General features: G+C 53.6%; 16 protein-coding genes and 2 tRNA genes. 4 read left to right on the forward strand and 14 right to left on the reverse strand.

Going from position 1 to position 18,786, the window contains the following annotated elements; translation table 11 throughout:
• Positions 1–100: 100 nt before the first annotated feature.
• Entirely contained in the window at positions 101–832 is a 732-nt protein-coding gene (locus QCD60_RS03065) for a response regulator (protein ID WP_279782316.1), read from the reverse strand.
• 265 nt (positions 833–1,097) lie between these two features.
• On the opposite strand from QCD60_RS03065, the gene QCD60_RS03070 reads away from it, so the two are divergent.
• Positions 1,098–2,447: a 3-deoxy-7-phosphoheptulonate synthase class II gene (locus QCD60_RS03070; protein ID WP_279782318.1), complete on the forward strand. Its 1,350-nt coding sequence runs from the start codon at positions 1,098–1,100 to the stop codon at positions 2,445–2,447.
• Between the two features lie 80 nt (positions 2,448–2,527).
• Here QCD60_RS03070 and QCD60_RS03075 read toward each other — a convergent pair whose 3' ends face one another.
• The 4 genes from QCD60_RS03075 to nrdA form a co-directional block, all read right to left on the reverse strand.
• A complete protein-coding gene (locus tag QCD60_RS03075) occupies positions 2,528–2,935 on the reverse strand; it encodes a hypothetical protein (protein WP_279782320.1) in 408 nt (135 codons plus the stop codon).
• Positions 2,936–2,937: 2 nt separating this feature from the next.
• Entirely contained in the window at positions 2,938–3,204 is a 267-nt protein-coding gene (gene yfaE / locus QCD60_RS03080; RefSeq protein ID WP_279782322.1) for a class I ribonucleotide reductase maintenance protein YfaE, read from the reverse strand.
• 38 nt (positions 3,205–3,242) lie between these two features.
• Positions 3,243–4,373, reverse strand: a complete 1,131-nt coding sequence (gene nrdB, locus QCD60_RS03085; RefSeq protein WP_104154993.1) for a class Ia ribonucleoside-diphosphate reductase subunit beta — start codon at positions 4,371–4,373, stop codon at positions 3,243–3,245.
• Between the two features lie 129 nt (positions 4,374–4,502).
• The gene (gene nrdA, locus QCD60_RS03090) at positions 4,503–6,764 is read right to left on the reverse strand and encodes a class 1a ribonucleoside-diphosphate reductase subunit alpha (protein ID WP_279782325.1); all 2,262 of its coding nucleotides are present in this window, start codon (positions 6,762–6,764) and stop codon (positions 4,503–4,505) included.
• 434 nt (positions 6,765–7,198) lie between these two features.
• Here nrdA and QCD60_RS03095 point away from each other — a divergent pair.
• Both QCD60_RS03095 and QCD60_RS03100 read left to right on the forward strand, forming a co-directional pair.
• Positions 7,199–7,282: transfer RNA gene (locus QCD60_RS03095), tRNA-Tyr, on the forward strand.
• Between the two features lie 89 nt (positions 7,283–7,371).
• Positions 7,372–7,455 (forward strand) — tRNA-Tyr (locus QCD60_RS03100).
• A 456-nt stretch (positions 7,456–7,911) separates the two neighbouring features.
• On the opposite strand, the gene QCD60_RS03105 is transcribed toward QCD60_RS03100, so the two are convergent.
• The 6 genes from QCD60_RS03105 to QCD60_RS03130 all read right to left on the reverse strand — a co-directional run bounded on the left by QCD60_RS03105 (position 7,912) and on the right by QCD60_RS03130 (position 13,951).
• Positions 7,912–9,645 (reverse strand): ABC transporter substrate-binding protein, encoded by a 1,734-nt coding sequence (locus tag QCD60_RS03105; RefSeq protein ID WP_279782327.1) that lies wholly within the window; start codon positions 9,643–9,645, stop codon positions 7,912–7,914.
• 157 nt (positions 9,646–9,802) lie between these two features.
• Positions 9,803–10,075, reverse strand: coding sequence for a DUF2160 domain-containing protein (locus QCD60_RS03110; RefSeq protein ID WP_104154996.1), 273 nt, complete (start codon positions 10,073–10,075; stop codon positions 9,803–9,805).
• A gap of 11 nt (positions 10,076–10,086) precedes the next feature.
• Positions 10,087–10,887, reverse strand: a complete 801-nt coding sequence (locus tag QCD60_RS03115; protein WP_104154997.1) for a carbohydrate ABC transporter permease — start codon at positions 10,885–10,887, stop codon at positions 10,087–10,089.
• An 8-nt stretch (positions 10,888–10,895) separates the two neighbouring features.
• Positions 10,896–11,765: a sugar ABC transporter permease gene (locus QCD60_RS03120; protein ID WP_104154998.1), complete on the reverse strand. Its 870-nt coding sequence runs from the start codon at positions 11,763–11,765 to the stop codon at positions 10,896–10,898.
• A gap of 5 nt (positions 11,766–11,770) precedes the next feature.
• A complete protein-coding gene (locus QCD60_RS03125; protein WP_104154999.1) occupies positions 11,771–12,859 on the reverse strand; it encodes an ABC transporter ATP-binding protein in 1,089 nt (362 codons plus the stop codon).
• Positions 12,860–12,868: 9 nt separating this feature from the next.
• Positions 12,869–13,951, reverse strand: coding sequence for an ABC transporter ATP-binding protein (locus QCD60_RS03130; RefSeq protein WP_104155000.1), 1,083 nt, complete (start codon positions 13,949–13,951; stop codon positions 12,869–12,871).
• A 391-nt stretch (positions 13,952–14,342) separates the two neighbouring features.
• On the opposite strand from QCD60_RS03130, the gene QCD60_RS03135 reads away from it, so the two are divergent.
• Positions 14,343–16,355 (forward strand): sigma-54-dependent Fis family transcriptional regulator, encoded by a 2,013-nt coding sequence (locus tag QCD60_RS03135; RefSeq protein ID WP_279782334.1) that lies wholly within the window; start codon positions 14,343–14,345, stop codon positions 16,353–16,355.
• A gap of 7 nt (positions 16,356–16,362) precedes the next feature.
• Here the strand turns inward: QCD60_RS03135 and rimJ are convergent, their stop codons facing one another.
• The 3 genes from rimJ to cyoE form a co-directional block, all read right to left on the reverse strand.
• On the reverse strand, positions 16,363–16,932 hold the full coding sequence (gene rimJ / locus QCD60_RS03140; RefSeq protein WP_279782336.1) for a ribosomal protein S5-alanine N-acetyltransferase: 570 nt from the start codon (positions 16,930–16,932) through the stop codon (positions 16,363–16,365).
• A gap of 126 nt (positions 16,933–17,058) precedes the next feature.
• Complete coding sequence (locus QCD60_RS03145) at positions 17,059–17,661, reverse strand: Yip1 family protein (protein WP_104155003.1); 603 nt, start codon at positions 17,659–17,661, stop codon at positions 17,059–17,061.
• Positions 17,662–17,865: 204 nt separating this feature from the next.
• Positions 17,866–18,780 (reverse strand): heme o synthase, encoded by a 915-nt coding sequence (gene cyoE, locus QCD60_RS03150; RefSeq protein WP_279782339.1) that lies wholly within the window; start codon positions 18,778–18,780, stop codon positions 17,866–17,868.
• Positions 18,781–18,786 lie beyond the last annotated feature (6 nt).

Below are 18,786 nucleotides of genomic sequence, written 5' to 3' on the forward strand. Positions count from 1 at the left end.
CTGGCAGAGGATGTCACAAACGAGGTATCAGCAAAAACGGGGGGAAGCCCCAATGCTGCCCACAGGAGTGTGGGCATGAGGAGAGATATACGAAGTTTGATCACGCTTCTTTTACAAACAGATAACCACGGCTACGTACAGTTTTAATACGACGGGGATGGATAGGGTCATCGCCAATCTTGGGACGAATACGGGAAATGCGCACATCAATTGAGCGATCTTGCCCATCGTAGGCAATACCACGCAGTGCAGTGAAGATTTCCTCTCTGGTCAGCACTCTTCCGGCATTGCTTGCCAGCAACCACAGCAGGTCAAACTCAGCACTCGTCAGATCAATGCTTTCCTCGTTAAGCCAGGCTTCACGCTTGCCGTTGTCCAGCACCAGATTACCAAACTCGTAATAGTTCTGCTCCGATGCGGGAACCACTGGCACCGGGGTCTGCGCTTCTTTACTACCTTGAGCCCGACGCAGCAGCGCGCGAATACGAGCCAGGAGAACACGTGGGCGCACGGGCTTGGTAACATAATCGTCAGCTCCCATCTCCAGACCCAGCACCTGATCAAGATCATCGTTGCGTGATGTCAGCATCAAGATGGGGCCGGAATATCCCGGTCTCACCTGCCGGCAAACACTGAGACCATCTTCACCGGGTAACATCAGATCAAGTACCACCAGATCAGGGGCAGCGCGCTTGATCAGTTCTATTGCCTGAGCACCATTGGATTCGACGGTCACCGTGAGGCCATTGTTCTCTAAATATTCCTTAGTCAACGCCGCCAGGCGCTCGTCATCCTCGACGATCAGGATATGACTGGTATCTTGTGTTTCCATTTCTTATCCGTGATGCTGGAAAGTGTATGCTCACCGTTATAGTGAGTACGGATTGATGTAAGCGCAGTGAACAAAAAGTGAATATAGCGCACTACAGCTTATAAATGTTTGGGGAATTATACTCAATAGTTACGCTTTCACAAAAAGCTACGTTCAGTTAAAAGAGCGTTGATTTATCTGACCTCGAACCTTGCGTATCTACAGTAACTCTGGAACTATGTTCGGCTCCCCAGACGTATGTAAAGACACGACAGGATACCCCGCAATGAAGCCGTGGACGCCCTCCAGCTGGCGTAGTCATCCGATTCGCCAAATCCCCCAGTACCCCAATGCCGATGCGTTACATCAGGCTGAGCAGCAACTGGCAGCACTTCCCCCACTGGTATTTGCCGGTGAAGCGCGCGAGCTGCGCCGCCAGTTTCAGCTCGTTACTGAAGGCAAAGCCTTTCTGCTGCAAGGCGGAGACTGTGCCGAGAGCTTCGCTGAGTTCAGCGCAAACAATATCCGTGACACCTTCAAAGTCATGCTACAGATGGCGGTGGTACTCACTTTCGCCGGAAGCTGCCCAGTCGTAAAAGTAGCTCGCATGGCTGGCCAGTTTGCCAAACCACGTTCTGCAGATACTGAAACCATCAATGGTATTGAGCTGCCCAGCTATCGTGGCGACATTATCAACAACATTGACTTCACGACAGAGTCTCGCACCCCTGACCCTGAGCGTATGGTCAAAGCTTACAATCAGGCGGCAGCGACGCTGAACCTGCTACGCGCCTTTGCCCAGGGCGGCATGGCAGACCTGCACAAGGTTCATCAGTGGAACCTCGACTTCGTTGAGAAAAGTCCCCTTGGCGAACGCTATCAGAGCCTGGCTACCCGTATCGATGAAGCGCTTACCTTTATGGAGGCCTGTGGCATTCATGCCAGCAATACGCCTCAGCTGAAGGAAACAGCTCTGTATACTTCACATGAAGCACTGCTGCTGCCTTACGAGGAGGCCCTCACCCGTCAGGATAGCCTGACAGGTCAGTGGTATGACTGCTCGGCCCACATGCTGTGGATTGGTGACCGCACCCGTCAGCCAGAGGGTGCTCATGTTGAGTTTCTGCGTGGAGTGCATAACCCGATTGGCATCAAAGCAGGTCCGACCACCGATCCGGATGAGCTACTGCATCTGATCGACATCCTTAACCCTGACAACGACCCCGGCCGCCTGAATATTATTGTGCGCATGGGTGCTGGCAAGGTTGAGGAGCACATGCCAGCACTGATTCGCGCCATTCAGCGCGAAGGGCGTAAGGTTCTGTGGTCCAGCGACCCCATGCATGGCAACACCATTAAAGCCAGCAGTGGCTACAAGACCCGCTCAGTAGCCCAGGTACTGTCAGAAGTGAAATCCTTCTTCCAGATTCACAAGGCAGAAGGCTCTTATGCTGGCGGCGTGCACTTCGAGATGACCGGTAAGAACGTGACGGAATGCATCGGCGGAGCCTACCAGATCACCGAAGAACAGCTGGGCGATCGCTATCACACCTACTGTGATCCGCGCCTGAACGCTGATCAGGTCCTGGAGCTTGCATTCCTGATTGCAGACACACTGAAAGAAGCTCGTCGCTAGTCAGTGTAGCTGTACAAGAAAAAACGCCGCTGATCTCATCAATCAGCGGCGTTTTTATGTATATCGCCAAGCCGTTCGGGCTAATGTAATGCCATTACCGTTGGCCTCTCATCAAATCTTTGTCGCAACTCGGCAGACCAGGCATCCCACTCCGACTCACGATCCGCTTTCAGCAGCATGGGTTCATCACTCTGCTGCCAGTACAGGGCAATATAAAGCCCCTGATTGTTGCCATGATCCAGTGTGCGATAGTGCCGCTGAAACGCAACCACATCCTTATAAGGCCGCACTTCAAATCGCTGAGAATAGATAAGTGCCAGCTGTTGATGCTGATCATCCAGCGCCAACGATGGCGAAGAAAAGAAGCGTTTATCAACATGAAAGCCAGTTTGCTCGACTAACTTCACCTGATCCTTGATGCGCAGGCTGTGATAGACACCTGCGGCAATCATTACCACCGCCAGCAACCAGAACCAGGCCATCTTCATCCTCAGTATTCCGGCACATTGATGGCAATGGCCGTCAGGGGTGTGCAACAACAGCACAGGATTTCATCATCCTGCAAAGGCACCAGGCTATCCTGATGCCAGCTGACACGACCCTTACTCAAGCGCACCTTACAGCAACCGCAATAACCGCCACGGCAGCTATGCAGGATGGGAACAGCCCGCGCCTCGAGGGCATCCAGCAGAGAGAACTCCTGCTGGTAGTCAAACTCCAGGCTGTCATTTACTCGAATACGGCGCACTGCATCCATTCACCGAGCCCTGCCCATCACACTCATCAGCGCATCAATTACAGATCGAAATCATCAAAGTCATCACTATCCACGCTACTGTCGATAGCACCGACCAGATAGGAGCTGATCTCAGACTCCTGCGGCGCCACCTGAACGTTATCACTGGTCAGCCAGCTGTTAATCCAGGGCAGCGGATTACTGTGCACACTGAACAGAGGCTCCAGCCCCAGCGCCCGCATACGGACATTGGTGATGTACTCCACATACTGGCCGAGAATGTTGGCGTTCAGACCGATCATGGAACCATCCTTGAACAGGTACTGAGCCCACTCTTTCTCCTGTTCTGCAGCCTGCCGGAAAATTTCGATAACTTCATCACGGCATTCGCGCGCAACATCCACCATTTCAGGATCATCACTGCCAGAAGCCATCAGGCTCAGCATCTGTTGCGTACCAGACAAATGCAGCGCCTCATCACGGGCGATGAACTTGATGATTTTGGCATTACCTTCCATCAGAGCACGCTCAGCGAAAGCAAAAGAACAGGCAAAACTGACGTAGAAACGGATCGCTTCCAGCACGTTGACCGAGGCCAGCGTCAGGTAAAGTTTCTTTTTCAACTCTCGCAGGCTGATATCGATCTCTTTGCCATTCACTACATGGCGGCCTTCACCATACAGGGTATAGAGCGAGGACACCTCAATAAAATCGTCGTAGTACGCTGTTACAGAAATAGCGCGCTTGGTGATCTCCTCGTTCAGCAGGATGTCATCAAATACCTTGGAAGGATCAGTGACCACGTTGCGAATGATATGGGTGTAACTGCGGCTGTGGATGGTTTCGCTGAACGACCAGGTTTCCAGCCAGGTTTCCAGCTCTGGCAACGACACCACAGGCAGGAATGCCACGTTGGGCGAACGCCCCTGTACCGAGTCCAGCAGTGTCTGATATTTCAGGTTACTCAGGAAAATATGCTGTTCGTGGGCAGGCAGGTTGACGAAGTCCTTGCGATCAGTCGTCAGATCGACCTCCTCCGGGCGCCAGAAGAAAGACAGCTGCTTCTCAATCAGTTTTTCAAAGATCGGATGCTTCTGCTGATCATAACGGGCAACGTTAACGTTCTCACCGAAGAACATGGGTTGGCGCAGATGATCGTAAACGTTTCGGTTAAAGGTTGAGTAGGCCATGATGAGGTTAAAACTATTCTGAAAAGTCCGGGAAATGCAGAACCTGCACAGGCTTGCCGTACAGGGGCGAAATTAGCTGCCGTCAGACAGCAACAGGGGCCGAAGCCCCTGCAGTAGTACGATCAGCTGTTACAGCTTGCAGGCTCCGCCTTCGCAGCCAGAGTCGCTCTGATCGTCTTTCGCGCCATCACGGGTATTGTGGTAATACAGTGTTTTCACGCCGTATTTGTATGCCGTCAGCAGATCTTTCAGCAGCTGCTTCATGGGCACTTTCTCACCTTCAAAACAGGAAGGATCATAGTTGGTATTGGCAGAGATCGACTGGTCGACAAACTTCTGCATGATCCCCACCAGCTGCAGGTAACCTTCATTGTTAGGTATCTGCCATAACAACTCGTAGTTATCTTTCAGACGCTCATATTCAGGTACCACCTGCTTGAGAATACCGTCTTTGCTTGCCTTGACACTGACAAAGCCGCGGGGAGGCTCAATGCCATTGGTGGAGTTGGTAATCTGTGATGATGTCTCACAGGGCATGATTGCCGTCACGGTGCTATTACGCAGGCCATGGGTCACAATTGAGTCCCGCAGACTATCCCAGTCCAGATGCAGAGGCTCCTGACAGAAACCATCAACATCCTTCTTGTAGGTGTCGATAGGCATCAGGCCTTCCGCATAGAACGTATCGGCAAATGCCTCACACTGCCCCAGTTCGATGGCCAGTTTATTGGACGCTTTCAGCAGGAAATACTGCATCGCTTCAAAAGTGCGATGAGTCAGCGCATTGGCAGAACCATCAGAGTACTTCACTCCATGCTTGGCCAGATAATAGGCAAAGTTGGTCACGCCTACACCTAGAGTGCGGCGCTTCATGGAAGCACTGTGGGCTGCAGGCAGCGGATAGTCCTGATAGCTCAACAGGCTGTCCAGCGCACGTACGATAAGCTCAGACAGCTCTTCCAGCTCGTCGAGGTTCTCCAGTGCTCCCAGGTTGAACGCAGACAGCGTACAGAGGGCAATTTCCCCTTCTGCATCACGCACATCGAACAGCGGCTTGGTTGGCAGGGTGATTTCCATGCACAGGTTGCTCTGATGTACTGGCGCTTTCTTGGGGTTGAAAGCACTGCGGGTGTTGCAGTGGTCCACGTTCTGCAGGTAGATACGCCCGGTTTGCGCACGCTCCTGAGCAAACATGCTGAACAGGTCGACCGCTTTCACCGTTTTCTTGCGGATGCTGGCATCCTGCTCGTACTTCACGTACAGACGCTCAAACTCTTCCTGATCATCAAAGAAAGACTTGTACAGGCCAGGGACGTCTGAAGGACTGAACAGGGTAATGTTCTCGCCTTTGATCAAGCGCTGGTACATCAGGCGGTTGAACTGGAAAGCGTGGTCCACATGACGGGCACGGTTTTCTTCCACACCACGGTTGTTTTTCAGCACCAGCAGCGACTCTACTTCCAGATGCCAGATGGGGTAGAACACGGTAGCTGCGCCACCACGAACACCGCCCTGTGAACAGGACTTAACGGCAGTCTGGATGTGTTTCACAAAAGGAATCATGCCAGTGTGGAACGCTTCGCCACCACGGATCGGACTGCCCAGTGCACGGATGTTACCCATATTGACGCCGATACCCGCTCGCTGACTGACATATTTCACAATCGCAGAAGCAGTGGCATTGATAGAGTCCAGCGAATCCGCCGCCTCAATCAGTACACAGGAGCTGAACTGACGGGTAGGCGTACGCACTCCAGACATGATGGGGGTTGGCAGCGATAGCTTGAAGTTGGAGCAGGCATCATAGAAGCGACGCACGTAATCCAGACGGGTAGCCTTGGGGTAGTGCGCAAACAGACAGGCTGCGACCAGCATATATAGTTGCTGCGGGCTTTCGTAGATTTCGCCGGTGACACGGTTCTGGGTCAGATACTTGCCTTCCAGCTGCTTGACGGCGGCATAGCTGAAATTCATATCACGCCAGTGGTCAAGAAAACCATTCAGCTGATCAAACTCTTCAGGGCTGTAATCTTCCAGCAGATGACGATCATAACGACCTGAATCCACCAGTTTGGAAACATGATCAAACAGGTGAGGTGGTTCAAACTGGCCAAATGCCTTCTTGCGCAGATGGAAGATTGCCAGACGAGCAGCCAGATACTGATAGTCAGGTGCATCTTCAGAGATCAGATCCGCTGCCGACTTGATCAGCGTCTCGTGAATGTCGTTGGTACGAATACCATCAAAGAACTGCAAGTGAGCTTTCAGCTCGACTTGAGAAACAGAGACATTTTCCAGCCCTTCCGCGGCCCAGGCGATTACCTTGTGAATCTTGTCCAGGTCAATCGATTCCTTACGCCCGTCGCGTTTGGTCACCATAATATCTTGCATGCTCAAGTCTTCCGTCCTCAACGTATGCTGCCAGAATGCTCAAACCTTGATCAGCATCGCACAAATAGCTTTGCGCCTCTTCTATCTAGTAGTCACCGTCAGGAAGAAGCACAAGATGTAGTATCAAGGGATTTAATAGGCAGCAAATATAGGAGTACATCCACCTCACATCAAGACTTGATTTTTAGCTCTTTTGGGGTATTCCGGTGGGCAGAGAGAGCAACGTCAGGATTCATCGGAGATCAGCCCCTGAAGACCTTTTTGTTATTTTATGTAATCAAAAAAACCATTGTTCAGGGAATGCTCAATACCCCTTTACTCCCTGTCTGACAGACGCTCTCTCCTCTTCTGCTGACGAATGCACCAAGACAAAATCAACACACGACTATTTACAAAGTCCTCTGAAATCAATATTATGCGCCCTCACTTGACGCGGTGGGGTTCCCGAGTGGCCAAAGGGATCAGACTGTAAATCTGACGCGTGAGCTTCGGTGGTTCGAATCCACCCCCCACCACCAAGTGATGTCAACGACATCACTACCGCAAAAATGACAGTTCATTACGCCTCCTTGAACTGAAGTTCAGCAAACGTACAAGTGTTCATCCTGGTGGGGTTCCCGAGTGGCCAAAGGGATCAGACTGTAAATCTGACGCGTGAGCTTCGGTGGTTCGAATCCACCCCCCACCACCAGATGAATCCTTCATCTACTTCTACTTCCCTCTCTGTCACATAATCTTCTGGCTACATCAGTTAGCTGTCCTAGACACCTCCAGCATTTTTTATCTGGTTAAATGTCTTAAGATACCTTCGTTTTAAACCAGTCAGCCCGTTATACCGGCAAAACCGGCTCTGCCTTGCCTCTGTTCCTGTTCTGGGCAATCGTCTGGCTCCTCTCACTTCTCCAACCTGTCACACAAACAAAAAAGCCACAGCCCCAATGACGCTACTATTGGAACTGCGGCCAGATTTGCCTGTTCAGACGTAATAAGCCTCAGAACATGTTCACGATCAGCTGCGCATTAGCCACACCTCGTTGAAAACACACCTCGGAATACTTATGCAGGGCCACTACGCCCATATCCTCAGTGCTTTTCGCCTTGTCTGACCTGAGCCTGCAAGAACGTGAACGCGTTCGAGCTATGGCACTTATTTCTGCCAGGACTTGATCAGCTCGTCATAGGAGACGGTTTCGCCTTTTGGCTTCTCATTAGCAAGCTTGGGCTTGGGCGCGCCTGGCTGACTCAGCCAGTACTCGGGATCCTTCGGCTCATTCAGCTTGGGTCCGCAGTCACCCTGTACCTTGGCGCGCTCAAGGCGCTCCATCACCTTGTCCTGATCAGCGGCCAGACCATCCAGCGCTTCCTGAGGAGTCTTATCACCGTTCGCCGCTTCAGCAATATGTTGCCACCACAGCTGAGCCAGTTTTGGATAATCCGGTACGTTGGTTCCAGTAGGCGTCCACTCGGTACGAGCAGGGCTACGATAGAACTCCACCAGACCACCCAGCTTTGGCGCTACTTCGGTCATCGCCTGTGAGGTAATATCCGATTCACGAATCGGTGTCAGACCCACCAGCGTTTTCTTCAGGGATACGGTTTTAGACACCACGAACTGGGCATACAACCACGCCGCCAGACGACGATCATCCGGTGTGGACTTCATGAAGGTCCATGAGCCTACGTCCTGATACCCTTTCTTCATCCCCTCTTCCCAGTATGGGCCGACAGGTGAAGGCGCCATGCGCCACTTGGGCGTACCGTCGGCATTGACCACAGGCAAGCCCGGTTTGGTCATATCGGCGGTAAAGGCGGTGTACCAGAAAATCTGCTGGGCAACGTTACCCTGTGCAGGAACAGGACCTGCTTCAGAGAAAGTCATCCCGGGCGCTTCTGGTGGCGCATACTTACGCAGCCAGTCAACATATTTGGTGGTGGCGTATACCGCAGCCGGGCCATTGGTCGCACCGCCACGAGAAACGCTGGAGCCAACGGGACGACAACCTTCTACACGAATACCCCACTCATCCACAGGCAAGCCATTGGGCAGGCCTTTGTCGCCTTCACCGGCCATGGAGAACCACGCATCAGTGAAGCGCCAGCCCAGTGAGGGATCTTTCTTGCCGTAATCCATGTGACCATAGACACGCTGACCGTCGATCTCTTTCACCTTATCAGTGAAGAACTCAGCGATGTCTTCATAGGCTGACCAGTTCTTAGGTACACCCAGGTCATAACCGTAGAGTTCCTTGAACTTGGCTTGCAGATCAGGACGGGCAAACCAGTCAGCACGGAACCAGTACAGGTTGGCAAACTGCTGATCAGGTAGCTGGTAGAGTTTGCCATCAGGGCCGGTGGTAAATGACAGGCCGATAAAGTCTTTCAGATCCAGGGTTGGCAGGGTGTAATCCTTGCCATCACCGGCGATCATGTCGCTGATGGGGACGACTTTACCGTAGCGGAAATGAGTACCAATGAAGTCAGAGTCGTTGATGTAGCCATCATAGATGTTCTTGCCTGACTGCATCTGGGTCTGCAGTTTCTCAACCACGTCACCTTCCTGAATCAGATCATGATGAATCTTGATCCCGGTGATTTCGGTGAAGGCTTTCGCCAGCACCTTGGACTCGTACTCGTGGGTGGTCAGAGTTTCGGAGGCCACATTGATTTCCATGCCGCGGAATTTCTTGGCGGCATCGATAAACCACTGCATCTCCTTCATCTGGTCATCCTTGGATAACGTCGAAGGACTGAACTCAGAGCCAACCCACTTCTTCGCCGCATCCTGATACTGGTCTGCCAGCGCATCCCAGCTGATACCTGACATCACCAACATCGCGCTCAGTACAACGGCGCGCTTCATTTTGTTTTTATTGTCGTGCATATGCACCTCATCTCGTTGTTTGTCTAGGAAAACACTTCTCTCTCGGTGCCAGCGCACGCCTCAGGGACGACAGCCACACCCTCGTTCACCATCAGTACCGCAACCCTTCCTGCGGCGACTGCACTACCAGGCTATCTGCCTGTTTTCCGACCGTCAGTTACCCCCATTTCATCACGATAAACATCCACACCAGAGACACGCCAAAGGCGATCCAGATGCTCCATTCAGTCAGCCCTATAACCGCCAGATGGATATAAGCGCTCACCAGTAAACCGATAAACAGCCGATCACCACGGGTGGTGCTGATGGGCAGAAAGCCACGACGATCCACACAGGGAGAACGCACCTCCCATACCGTCATGCACACCAGAATTACGGCAATGATGGAAAAGAAAGCTGCAGTAGGCAGAGTCCACGCCATCCAGTTCATATCGCTGCTCCTTATACCCGGCCCAGGGCAAAGCCCTTGGCAACGTGGTTACGCACAAACCAGATCACCAGAATGCCCGGCAGAATGGTCAACACCCCGGCTGCCGCCAGCACTCCCCAGTCAATACCCGACGCAGAAACGGTACGGGTCATCACTGCCACGATAGGTTTGGCTTCTACGGAAGTAAGCGTGCGCGCCAGCAACAGCTCAACCCAGGAGAACATGAAGCAGAAGAACGCCGTCACACCGATCCCCGGAGCAATCAGGGGCACGAAGATCTTCAGGAAGAAACGCGGAAAGCTGTAACCGTCGATATAAGCGGTTTCATCTATTTCCTTCGGCACCCCGGACATAAAGCCTTCAAGAATCCATACCGCCAGCGGTACGTTGAACAGACAGTGCGCCAGCGCCACCGCTATGTGGGTATCGAACAACCCCACAGAGGAATACAGCTGGAAGAACGGCAGCAGGAAGACAGCGGGTGGAGCCATACGGTTGGTCAGCAACCAGAAAAACAGATGCTTGTCCCCCAGAAAGCGATAGCGGGAAAAGGCATAGGCCGCAGGCAAGGCTACCAGCAGGGAAATCACCATGTTCATGGACACGTAGTACAGCGAATTGATGTACCCGCTGTACCAGCTGGGGTCAGTAAAAATCACCTTGTAGTTATGCAGAGTGAAGTTTTCCGGCCACAGTGTCAGCCCACTCAGGATTTCCGTGTTGGTCTTGAACGACATGTTCAGCAACCAGTAGATCGGCAGCAGCAGGAACAGAATAAACAACGCTAGCAGGACGCTTTTTCTTGTAGTCATGTCACACCTCAGGCGTCTTTGTCCGCGTGGGTCATCGCGGTATAGAACACGAAGGACACCAGCAGAATGATAAGGAAGTACACCAGAGAGAAGGCAGCTGCAGGGCCGATATCGAACTGCCCCACCGCCATCGTGGTCAGCGTCTGGCTCATGAAGGTGGTGGCATTGCCCGGACCGCCGCCGGTCAGTACAAAGGGCTCGGTGTAGATCATGAAGCTGTCCATAAAGCGCAGCATGACGCCGATCAGCAGCACACTCTTGAGCTTGGGCAGCTGGATGTAGCGGAACACCGCCCAGGATGAGGCCCGGTCAATGCGTGCCGCCTGATAATAGACATCGGGAATGGCGCGCAGACCGGAATAGCACAGCAGCGCCACCAGTGATGTCCAGTGCCAAACATCAATCAGCAATACCGTCAGCCAGGCATCCACCGGATTGCCGGCATAGTTGTACTCCAGCCCCATGGCATTCAGTGACCAGCCCAGCAGGCCGATGTCAGCACGACCGAAAATCTGCCAGATAGTACCGACCACGTTCCATGGGATCAGGAGCGGCAATGCCAGCAGGATCAGGCAGGCTGATGACCATATCCCTTTTTTCGGCATGCACAGCGCCACACCGATACCCAGCGGGATTTCGATCAGCAGTACACAGAGGGAGTAGATCACCTGCCGCAGTAGTGCATCGTGCAGGCGATCATCACGCAGAATGTCACGGAACCAGTCAGTCCCTACGAAAACGCGGGTGTACTGATCGAAGATATCCTGCACCGAGTAGTTCACTACCGTCATCATTGGCACGATGGCACTGAAGGCCACCAGCACGAACACCGGCAATACCAGGAACCAGGCCTTATTGTTTTCGACTTTATTGCTCATGGTCCTTACTCCACCAGAAACTCGTCCACGTACACCTTCAGCCACTGCTCAGGGAAGCTGATATGCACCCGTCGCTGCGGCACTTTCTGATCCTCCTGCAGGCGCGCCTTGAGGGTATGCTCGCCCAGACGCAAAGTGAGGATCTTGTAGGTGCCCAGGTCTTCAACGTGCAGCACGTCGCATTCGTAGCCTTCTTCAAAAGGCACGTCCCAGACGTGAACAAACTCAGGCCGGATACCGATCTTGATCTGACTGGAAGGCAGCTGCTCCAGCTGCTCCTGCAGGCGCGGGCTCAGTGGCACCTTGATGGTGTCGAACTGCACTCCGCCGGAACAGCGTTGCACCGGAATCAGGTTCATCCCGGGGCTGCCAATGAAGAATCCCACAAAGGTATGCGCCGGCTTTTCGAACAGCTCCCGGGGCGTTCCGAACTGGACGATCTGGCCGCCGTACATCACCGCAATCTTGTCAGCGAAGGTCGATGCCTCCAGCTGATCATGGGTGACATACACCATGGTGATGTTGAACTGCTCATGGATCTGCTTGAGCTTGCGACGCAGCTTCCATTTGAGATGGGGATCGATGACCGTCAGCGGCTCATCGAACAGAATGGCGGACACATCATCGCGTACCAGACCACGCCCCATGGATACCTTTTGCTTTTCATCCGCAGTCAGGTTCTTGGCGCGCTTGTGCAGCACCGGATGCAACTCCAGCACATCTGCAATCTCATTGACCTTGGAGCGAATCTTGCCTTCCGCCAGCCCCTGATTGCGCAAAGGAAATGCCAGGTTCTCGAACACCGTCATGGTGTCGTACACCACCGGGAACTGAAACACCTGAGCAATGTTGCGTTGCTCCGGCGACAGGCGATTGACTTCACGGCCATCAAATAAAATCTTGCCTTCGGACGGGCTGAGCAAACCGGAAATGATGTTGAGCAGTGTCGACTTACCACAACCGGAGGGACCCAGCAGCGCAAACGCGCCTCCCTGTTCCCAGACATGGGTCATCTGCCGAATGGCGTAATCCTGCGGCCCCTGAGGGGTGCGGCTATAGCTGTGCGCCAGCGCCTGTAAACGTATTTCTGCCATGGTGCCTCCTTATCGCTGCCGCTGTGGTGCCTGAATCAAGCGTCCGTCCTGTGCAAAGACAAACAGCTTGTGGGTCGGCACATAGACCCGGATGGGTTCATCGACGTCATACTCGTGAACACCGGACAAATGCAGCACCAGGGAGAAATGATCATTACGGACGTGCAGGAAGGTCTCCGAGCCACTGATTTCCGCCAGCTCGACCAGTACCGACAGCTCCAGATCATCATCATTGGAAGGCACCAGCCCCAGATGGCTTGGTCGTACGCCAAAACGATACTGGCCAGCGCCGATGCCCTGCAGATCCTGATTCAGGGGAAAGTGCACGGTTTCATCAAAGGTCACTTCACTGTCAGTAATGCGCCCTTCAAGTAAATTGATGGGAGGCTCTGAAAACAGTTCAGCAGCCAGCACAGAGTTAGGCCGGTGATAAACCTCGGCAGTGGGGCCGCTCTGCACGATGCGACCTTCATGCAATACCGTGGTGGTCCCCCCCAGCGCCAGCGCCTCGTTGGGTTCCGTGGTGGCATAGATGGCAATCGTGCGGCGTGCCTTAAACAGCTCGCGCATTTCCTGACGCAGCTCTTCGCGCAGCTTGTAATCGAGGTTGACCAGCGGCTCGTCAAATAAAATGATGTCCGCCTCTTTGACCAGCGCCCGCGCCATGGCCGTGCGCTGCTGTTGTCCCCCCGATAACTCCAGCGGCAGGCGGCTGAGGAAGGGGTCGATACGCAGCATTTCAGCGGTTTCTCGTACCTTGCGGTCGATCACCGCATTGGACTCACCCGACAGACGCAACGGCGAGGCGATATTCTCGAACACCGTCATGTTGGGGTAGTTGATAAACTGCTGATAGACCATGGAGACGTTGCGCTGACGCACCGGAACGCCCGTCACATCGGCGCCATTCATCAGAATGCGTCCAGCGGTTGGCCGATCCAGACCTGCCATGAGACGCATCAGTGAGGTTTTTCCTGCCAGGGTACGCCCCAGCAGAACATTGAAAGACCCTGGCTCAAAGGTCAGGTTTGCATCGTCAATATAGAGAGTGCGATCCACCCTCCGACTGACATGCTCAAGTACTAACGACATGGCGTGTCCTTATTTTTGTTATCGCACCGGCATCAACGCAGTCAGACTGTGTCCACACCGACTGTCCAGAAGACAAATGTACCTATACGAAAGCGAACACCATGCCAAAAGTGACCACACTCCAGCTATTTCACTCCAAAAAAAATTAAAACCATTAATTTTCAATAAGATAGATTCAACCTTCAATTTTCACATGAATAAATTGAATGTTCGTTTTACGACAGAAAGAACAGAAACACATTGACACTGAACACTTCTCTTTACAGAATCTGTCCAGTTGTTCATCTGCACATGGATGCTGTTCAGCTGCCACTTCAGGCTGAACACGAATGGACAACCGCCAATACAACAATAAACACAGGCATATGCTGTACAGAGGCGAAGGCACGACGTGAGTAACAGCAATTCAGTGGCTCCGCATTCCGACGGCGCCAACCATGAAAAATTGATTCTCGACTCCTGGGCACGCTGCCGTGACTACGGCCTGACCCCCAGTACGCAACCGGAGCTGCACCGTCCTTCTGCCGGTGATGTCGGCGTGCTGCTTGAGGCTCACCAGTTTCTGGTGCAAACCACCTATCATGAGGTGCTGCCCTACTATGAGCATATTCTGTCCAACTCCCACTGCCTGATCATGCTGGCAGATGGCCGTGGACAGCTGCTGCAATCATGGGGTGACCAGCGTTTTCTGGAGCCGGGATACACCCAGGGCTTCGAGGCGGGCACCAGCTGGATCGAGCGCTATACCGGCACCAATGCCATAGGTACGGCACTGGCGACGGGGCAGGCCATCCAGATTCACCGCGATGAACACTTTCTCAAGGCCAATCGCTTTATGACCGGCTCTGCGGCACCGATCTTCGATGCCAGCCGCAGCCTGATTGGCGTGCTGGACGTATCGAGCGATACCTATCTGCCACAGACCCATACACTCGGCATGGTGAAGATGATGACCCAGTCGGTGGAGAACCGTCTGATCATCAACCTGTTCAAGGGTGAACACTTTTTCCTGACCTTTAACACCAATCTGGACAGTCTGGACAGTCAATGGGCAGGCATCTTGGTGTTCACCGAGCAGGGGCAGGTCATTTCCGCCAACCGGCGCGCAGATATCCTGCTTGGTCTGGAGCTGTCGATGGTCAACATTGAAAGCCTGTTCGACACGACCCTGCGTAATCTCATCAACCACCCTGAAGGTTTGCCGATGCAGCTGACAGCCAGTGGCAAGTACCGTTTCTATGCCACCGTCAAACGGCCGGTCCATGTCAGAGTGATCCCTCGCGACTTCCGCCAGAATCACCGGGCAGCTACCACGGAGCCCGCCAAACCATCCTTACCTCTGAGGGAAGTACCTCTGCCTAACCTGCTTGCCCAGCACCAACGCCTGCCAGCCAATCAGCCCTTTACTCTGGATACCATTGACCTCGGAGACCCGCGTATCAGCAAAGCTGTGCGACAGGCCAAGCGTATTCTGGATAAAGACATTCCCATTCTGATTCATGGCGAAACCGGGGTGGGCAAAGAGGTTTTCGTCAAGGCTCTGCATGAAACCAGTGACCGTGCGGCCTATCCGCTGGTTGCCGTTAACTGTGCAGCCATTCCGGGAGATCTGGTGGAGTCAGAGCTGTTTGGTTATGAGAAAGGCGCCTTCACCGGCGCCAGTCAGAAAGGCAGCATGGGGCTTATTCGCAAAGCCCACAAAGGCACGTTGTTTCTCGATGAACTGGGAGATATGCCACTAAAGGTACAGGCGCGTCTGCTGCGGGTATTACAGGAGCGCAAGGTCACGCCACTGGGTAGCACAGAGTCTTACCCGGTAGATATCCGGCTGGTGTCAGCCACGAACCGGTCGCTGAAGACTGATGTCGAACAGGGGCTGTTCCGTCAGGATCTTTACTACCGGGTAACCGGCCTCAACCTGGAGTTGCCACCATTGCGTGAGCGCCAGGACAAGACCGCATTGTTCCATGCGCTCTGGGATCGTTACCGCGAAGCAGATCAGGAGGCAGGCCTGAGCGAAGAAGTACTGGACTTATTTCATCGCCACCCCTGGCCCGGGAATGTCCGCCAGCTGGTCAGCGTACTGCAGATTGCCCTGGCAATGGCAGATACCGATCTGATTACCGCCGAGCATCTTCCTGATGATTTTTTCGCCGACCTGCAGGAACAATCTCAGGCGACAGTGCCCGCCACGCTGGATACAGAGATGGCTGTAGAAACGGCAGAAAAAACTGGAGCGCCTGAGGCAGAAAGCACATATGCCAGCGAGCAGTCATTTCCTGAACAGTCACTCCCTGAGCTGTATCAGCATTATGAGGGCAATATTTCCATGCTGGCCCGCCATCTTGGCATCAGTCGTACCACACTCTATAAACGCTTGAAGGAGTTTGGCCTGCATAGCTGATTACGTGTCACAAGGTCGGATCAGGATTGATCAATGCCGTGAGAATATGATCCTCCCAGACACCATTGATCTTCAGATAGCGACTGGCATATCCCTCTCTGACAAACCCCAGCCTTGCCAGCACGGCTGCACTGCGCAGGTTGGCTGGCATGTAATTGGCCATTACCCGATGCAGGTGCAGCTGCTCAAACACATACCCCATCCCCAGTGCCAGCGCTTCCGACATGTACCCCTGCCCTTCAAAGTGCTGATCAAGGGCATAGCCCAGATGACATGCCTGAAACACACCGCGTACGATATTGGAGAAATTGCAAAATCCTATCAGCTCATTGTTGCGCTGATGAAACACACCCAAGCTTATTCCTGTGCCCTCGAGCAGGCGTTGCTCACGCGCAGCCAGCTCTGTCATCCAGAAATCATGGGTATAGAAATGCGCATCACGCAGCGGTTCCCAGGGCTGCAGAAACTGGCGATTACGCTGGTAGTAATCCAGCACCTGCTGAACATCGGCACACTGGACGGCAGACAACCGGACCCTTTCACCTGTCAATCGCGGTACTGATAGCTGTCCCACCATGTTGCTGCTCCGTAAGGCTCAAATAAAAAGCCCGCTATACTCGCGCATAACGGGCCCAACTCACAATCATCACTGATCCACTCATACCCGTGAGAAATCAGGCGTCTGCATTCGGCATTACTGCAATCAGCGGGTAAATACCGGCCCCAGACCACTTCCCCACAGCACTGCAGTCATCGCTAATCCCCCCACCAACAGGCACAGCCCAACCGTCAGCACCGAGGTGGAAAACATGAAGCCGCGCTCTTCCGGGATACGCATGACGATAGGCACGCCGACGTACAGCAGATAGACGGTGTAGGACACAGCGCCCAGCACCACAAAGACGTCAAACCAGAGGATGGGCAACAACCCAGCCAGACCCGCCATAAACAAGGGGGTAGCGGTAAAGGTGGTAAGCACCATACAGCGGTCAAAGCTGGCATCGGCACCGTAGGTCTTCTCCATCCAGAAGACGCCCCAGGCCATCAGCCCCACGCCAACCATCAGGGCGATATAAAATGCCGCCGCAATAGGGATGGCGCTCAATACGGTCAGCTTGACGTAGTTGGTACCTGCAATGCTCCACCCCATCTGAGTGGTGCCAATGAACAAAGACAATGCTGGAATCGCAGCCAGCCAGAGTATGTGATGCTTATAGAGATAACCAAGCGTGTATTTCTCTTCACGGATGGAATCCCACTCCTGCTTCGGGTGATAGATCAGCCCGAACATGTGTTGAAAGAACATAGGCGCCTCCAGATGTTCTCATCGTCAGTTACTTCCCCACTTCTTTCGTCCCAGAGTAATAACCGTCCGACAACTTGACGACCATTCCTGCGCCAATGTCTCTGTCGGTACGTCTTCTTCGGCCCCAACCGTCGTCTTTGTACAGTGCTTACCTTTGTGGCGACCTCCTCAGTCTTGTCAGGTACAGCTGAGACCTTTCGGTTCTTATAGGGCCAGATAGTGATCCAGCAAGAGGACCACGAACAGCAGCATGATGTAGTTAATCGAATAACGGAAAAGCCCATAGGGATCAGCAGGACGGCGATATAACCACAGCCACAGCGCCTTCTGCAGGAACAGGCCATTCAGGATCAGCACCCCAACCAGATACACTACGCCGCTGCAACCGTAGAGATAAGGCAACAAGGTACACAGCACCATCAGCAGGGTATAAAGCAGGATGTGCAGGCGGGTAAACGCTTCACCATGGGTGACCGGCAGCATGGGTATCCCTACTTTGGCGTACTCGGCCTTCTTATGAATCGCCAGCGCCCAGAAATGGGGTGGCGTCCAGGCAAAAATGATCAGTACCAGCAGCAAACTTTCCGGCACGATCTGATTGCTGACAGAGGTCCAGCCAAGTAGCGGGGGCGCCGCACCCGCTAGGCCACCAATAGTGATATTTTGAGGAGTGGCACGTTTAAGAAAAGCCGTATAGACAACCGCATACCCAAGCAGCGAACCCAGAGTGAGCCAGGCAGTCAGAGGGTTGACCAGAATGGCCAGAATACCGATGCCCGCTATACCTAACACTGCCGCAAACAGCAAAGCATGATGGGCTGGGATATGACCCTGAGGGATAGGCCGCTGGCGGGTACGAGCCATCAGCGCATCCAGACGACGATCCACAATCTGATTGATCGCAGCGGCTGAGCTGGCAGCCAGTCCGATGCCCAGCGTTCCCCACCACAGCGCATGCCAGGGCATATCGCCATCCTGAGTCGCCAGCAGCATCCCCACCACCGCCGTCAGTAGCATCACTGCCACGACTCTGGGCTTGGTCAAGGCGTAGTAATCATGCCAGAGCGTAGCAAGCGGTACACCTATGGCAGAAGCCCCTCCACGTACAGTCTCCCTCATGATATC

This window comes from Pokkaliibacter sp. MBI-7 (genome assembly GCF_029846635.1).
In the GTDB taxonomy this organism is placed as follows: domain Bacteria; phylum Pseudomonadota; class Gammaproteobacteria; order Pseudomonadales; family Balneatricaceae; genus Pokkaliibacter.

Coding starts and splice junctions, on each gene's coding strand:
- QCD60_RS03105 (WP_279782327.1), bottom strand. CDS start 9,645: ATGCACGACAATAAAAACAAAATGAAGCGCGCCGTTGTACTGAGCGCG.
- QCD60_RS03125 (WP_104154999.1), bottom strand. CDS start 12,859: ATGGCAGAAATACGTTTACAGGCGCTGGCGCACAGCTATAGCCGCACC.
- QCD60_RS03075 (WP_279782320.1), bottom strand. CDS start 2,935: ATGAAGATGGCCTGGTTCTGGTTGCTGGCGGTGGTAATGATTGCCGCA.
- QCD60_RS03130 (WP_104155000.1), bottom strand. CDS start 13,951: ATGTCGTTAGTACTTGAGCATGTCAGTCGGAGGGTGGATCGCACTCTC.
- nrdB (WP_104154993.1), bottom strand. CDS start 4,373: ATGGCCTACTCAACCTTTAACCGAAACGTTTACGATCATCTGCGCCAA.
- yfaE (WP_279782322.1), bottom strand. CDS start 3,204: ATGGATGCAGTGCGCCGTATTCGAGTAAATGACAGCCTGGAGTTTGAC.
- QCD60_RS03115 (WP_104154997.1), bottom strand. CDS start 10,887: ATGACTACAAGAAAAAGCGTCCTGCTAGCGTTGTTTATTCTGTTCCTG.
- QCD60_RS03065 (WP_279782316.1), bottom strand. CDS start 832: ATGGAAACACAAGATACCAGTCATATCCTGATCGTCGAGGATGACGAG.
- QCD60_RS03145 (WP_104155003.1), bottom strand. CDS start 17,661: ATGTTCTTTCAACACATGTTCGGGCTGATCTATCACCCGAAGCAGGAG.
- cyoE (WP_279782339.1), bottom strand. CDS start 18,780: ATGAGGGAGACTGTACGTGGAGGGGCTTCTGCCATAGGTGTACCGCTT.
- rimJ (WP_279782336.1), bottom strand. CDS start 16,932: ATGGTGGGACAGCTATCAGTACCGCGATTGACAGGTGAAAGGGTCCGG.
- QCD60_RS03110 (WP_104154996.1), bottom strand. CDS start 10,075: ATGAACTGGATGGCGTGGACTCTGCCTACTGCAGCTTTCTTTTCCATC.
- nrdA (WP_279782325.1), bottom strand. CDS start 6,764: ATGCAAGATATTATGGTGACCAAACGCGACGGGCGTAAGGAATCGATT.
- QCD60_RS03070 (WP_279782318.1), top strand. CDS start 1,098: ATGAAGCCGTGGACGCCCTCCAGCTGGCGTAGTCATCCGATTCGCCAA.
- QCD60_RS03120 (WP_104154998.1), bottom strand. CDS start 11,765: ATGAGCAATAAAGTCGAAAACAATAAGGCCTGGTTCCTGGTATTGCCG.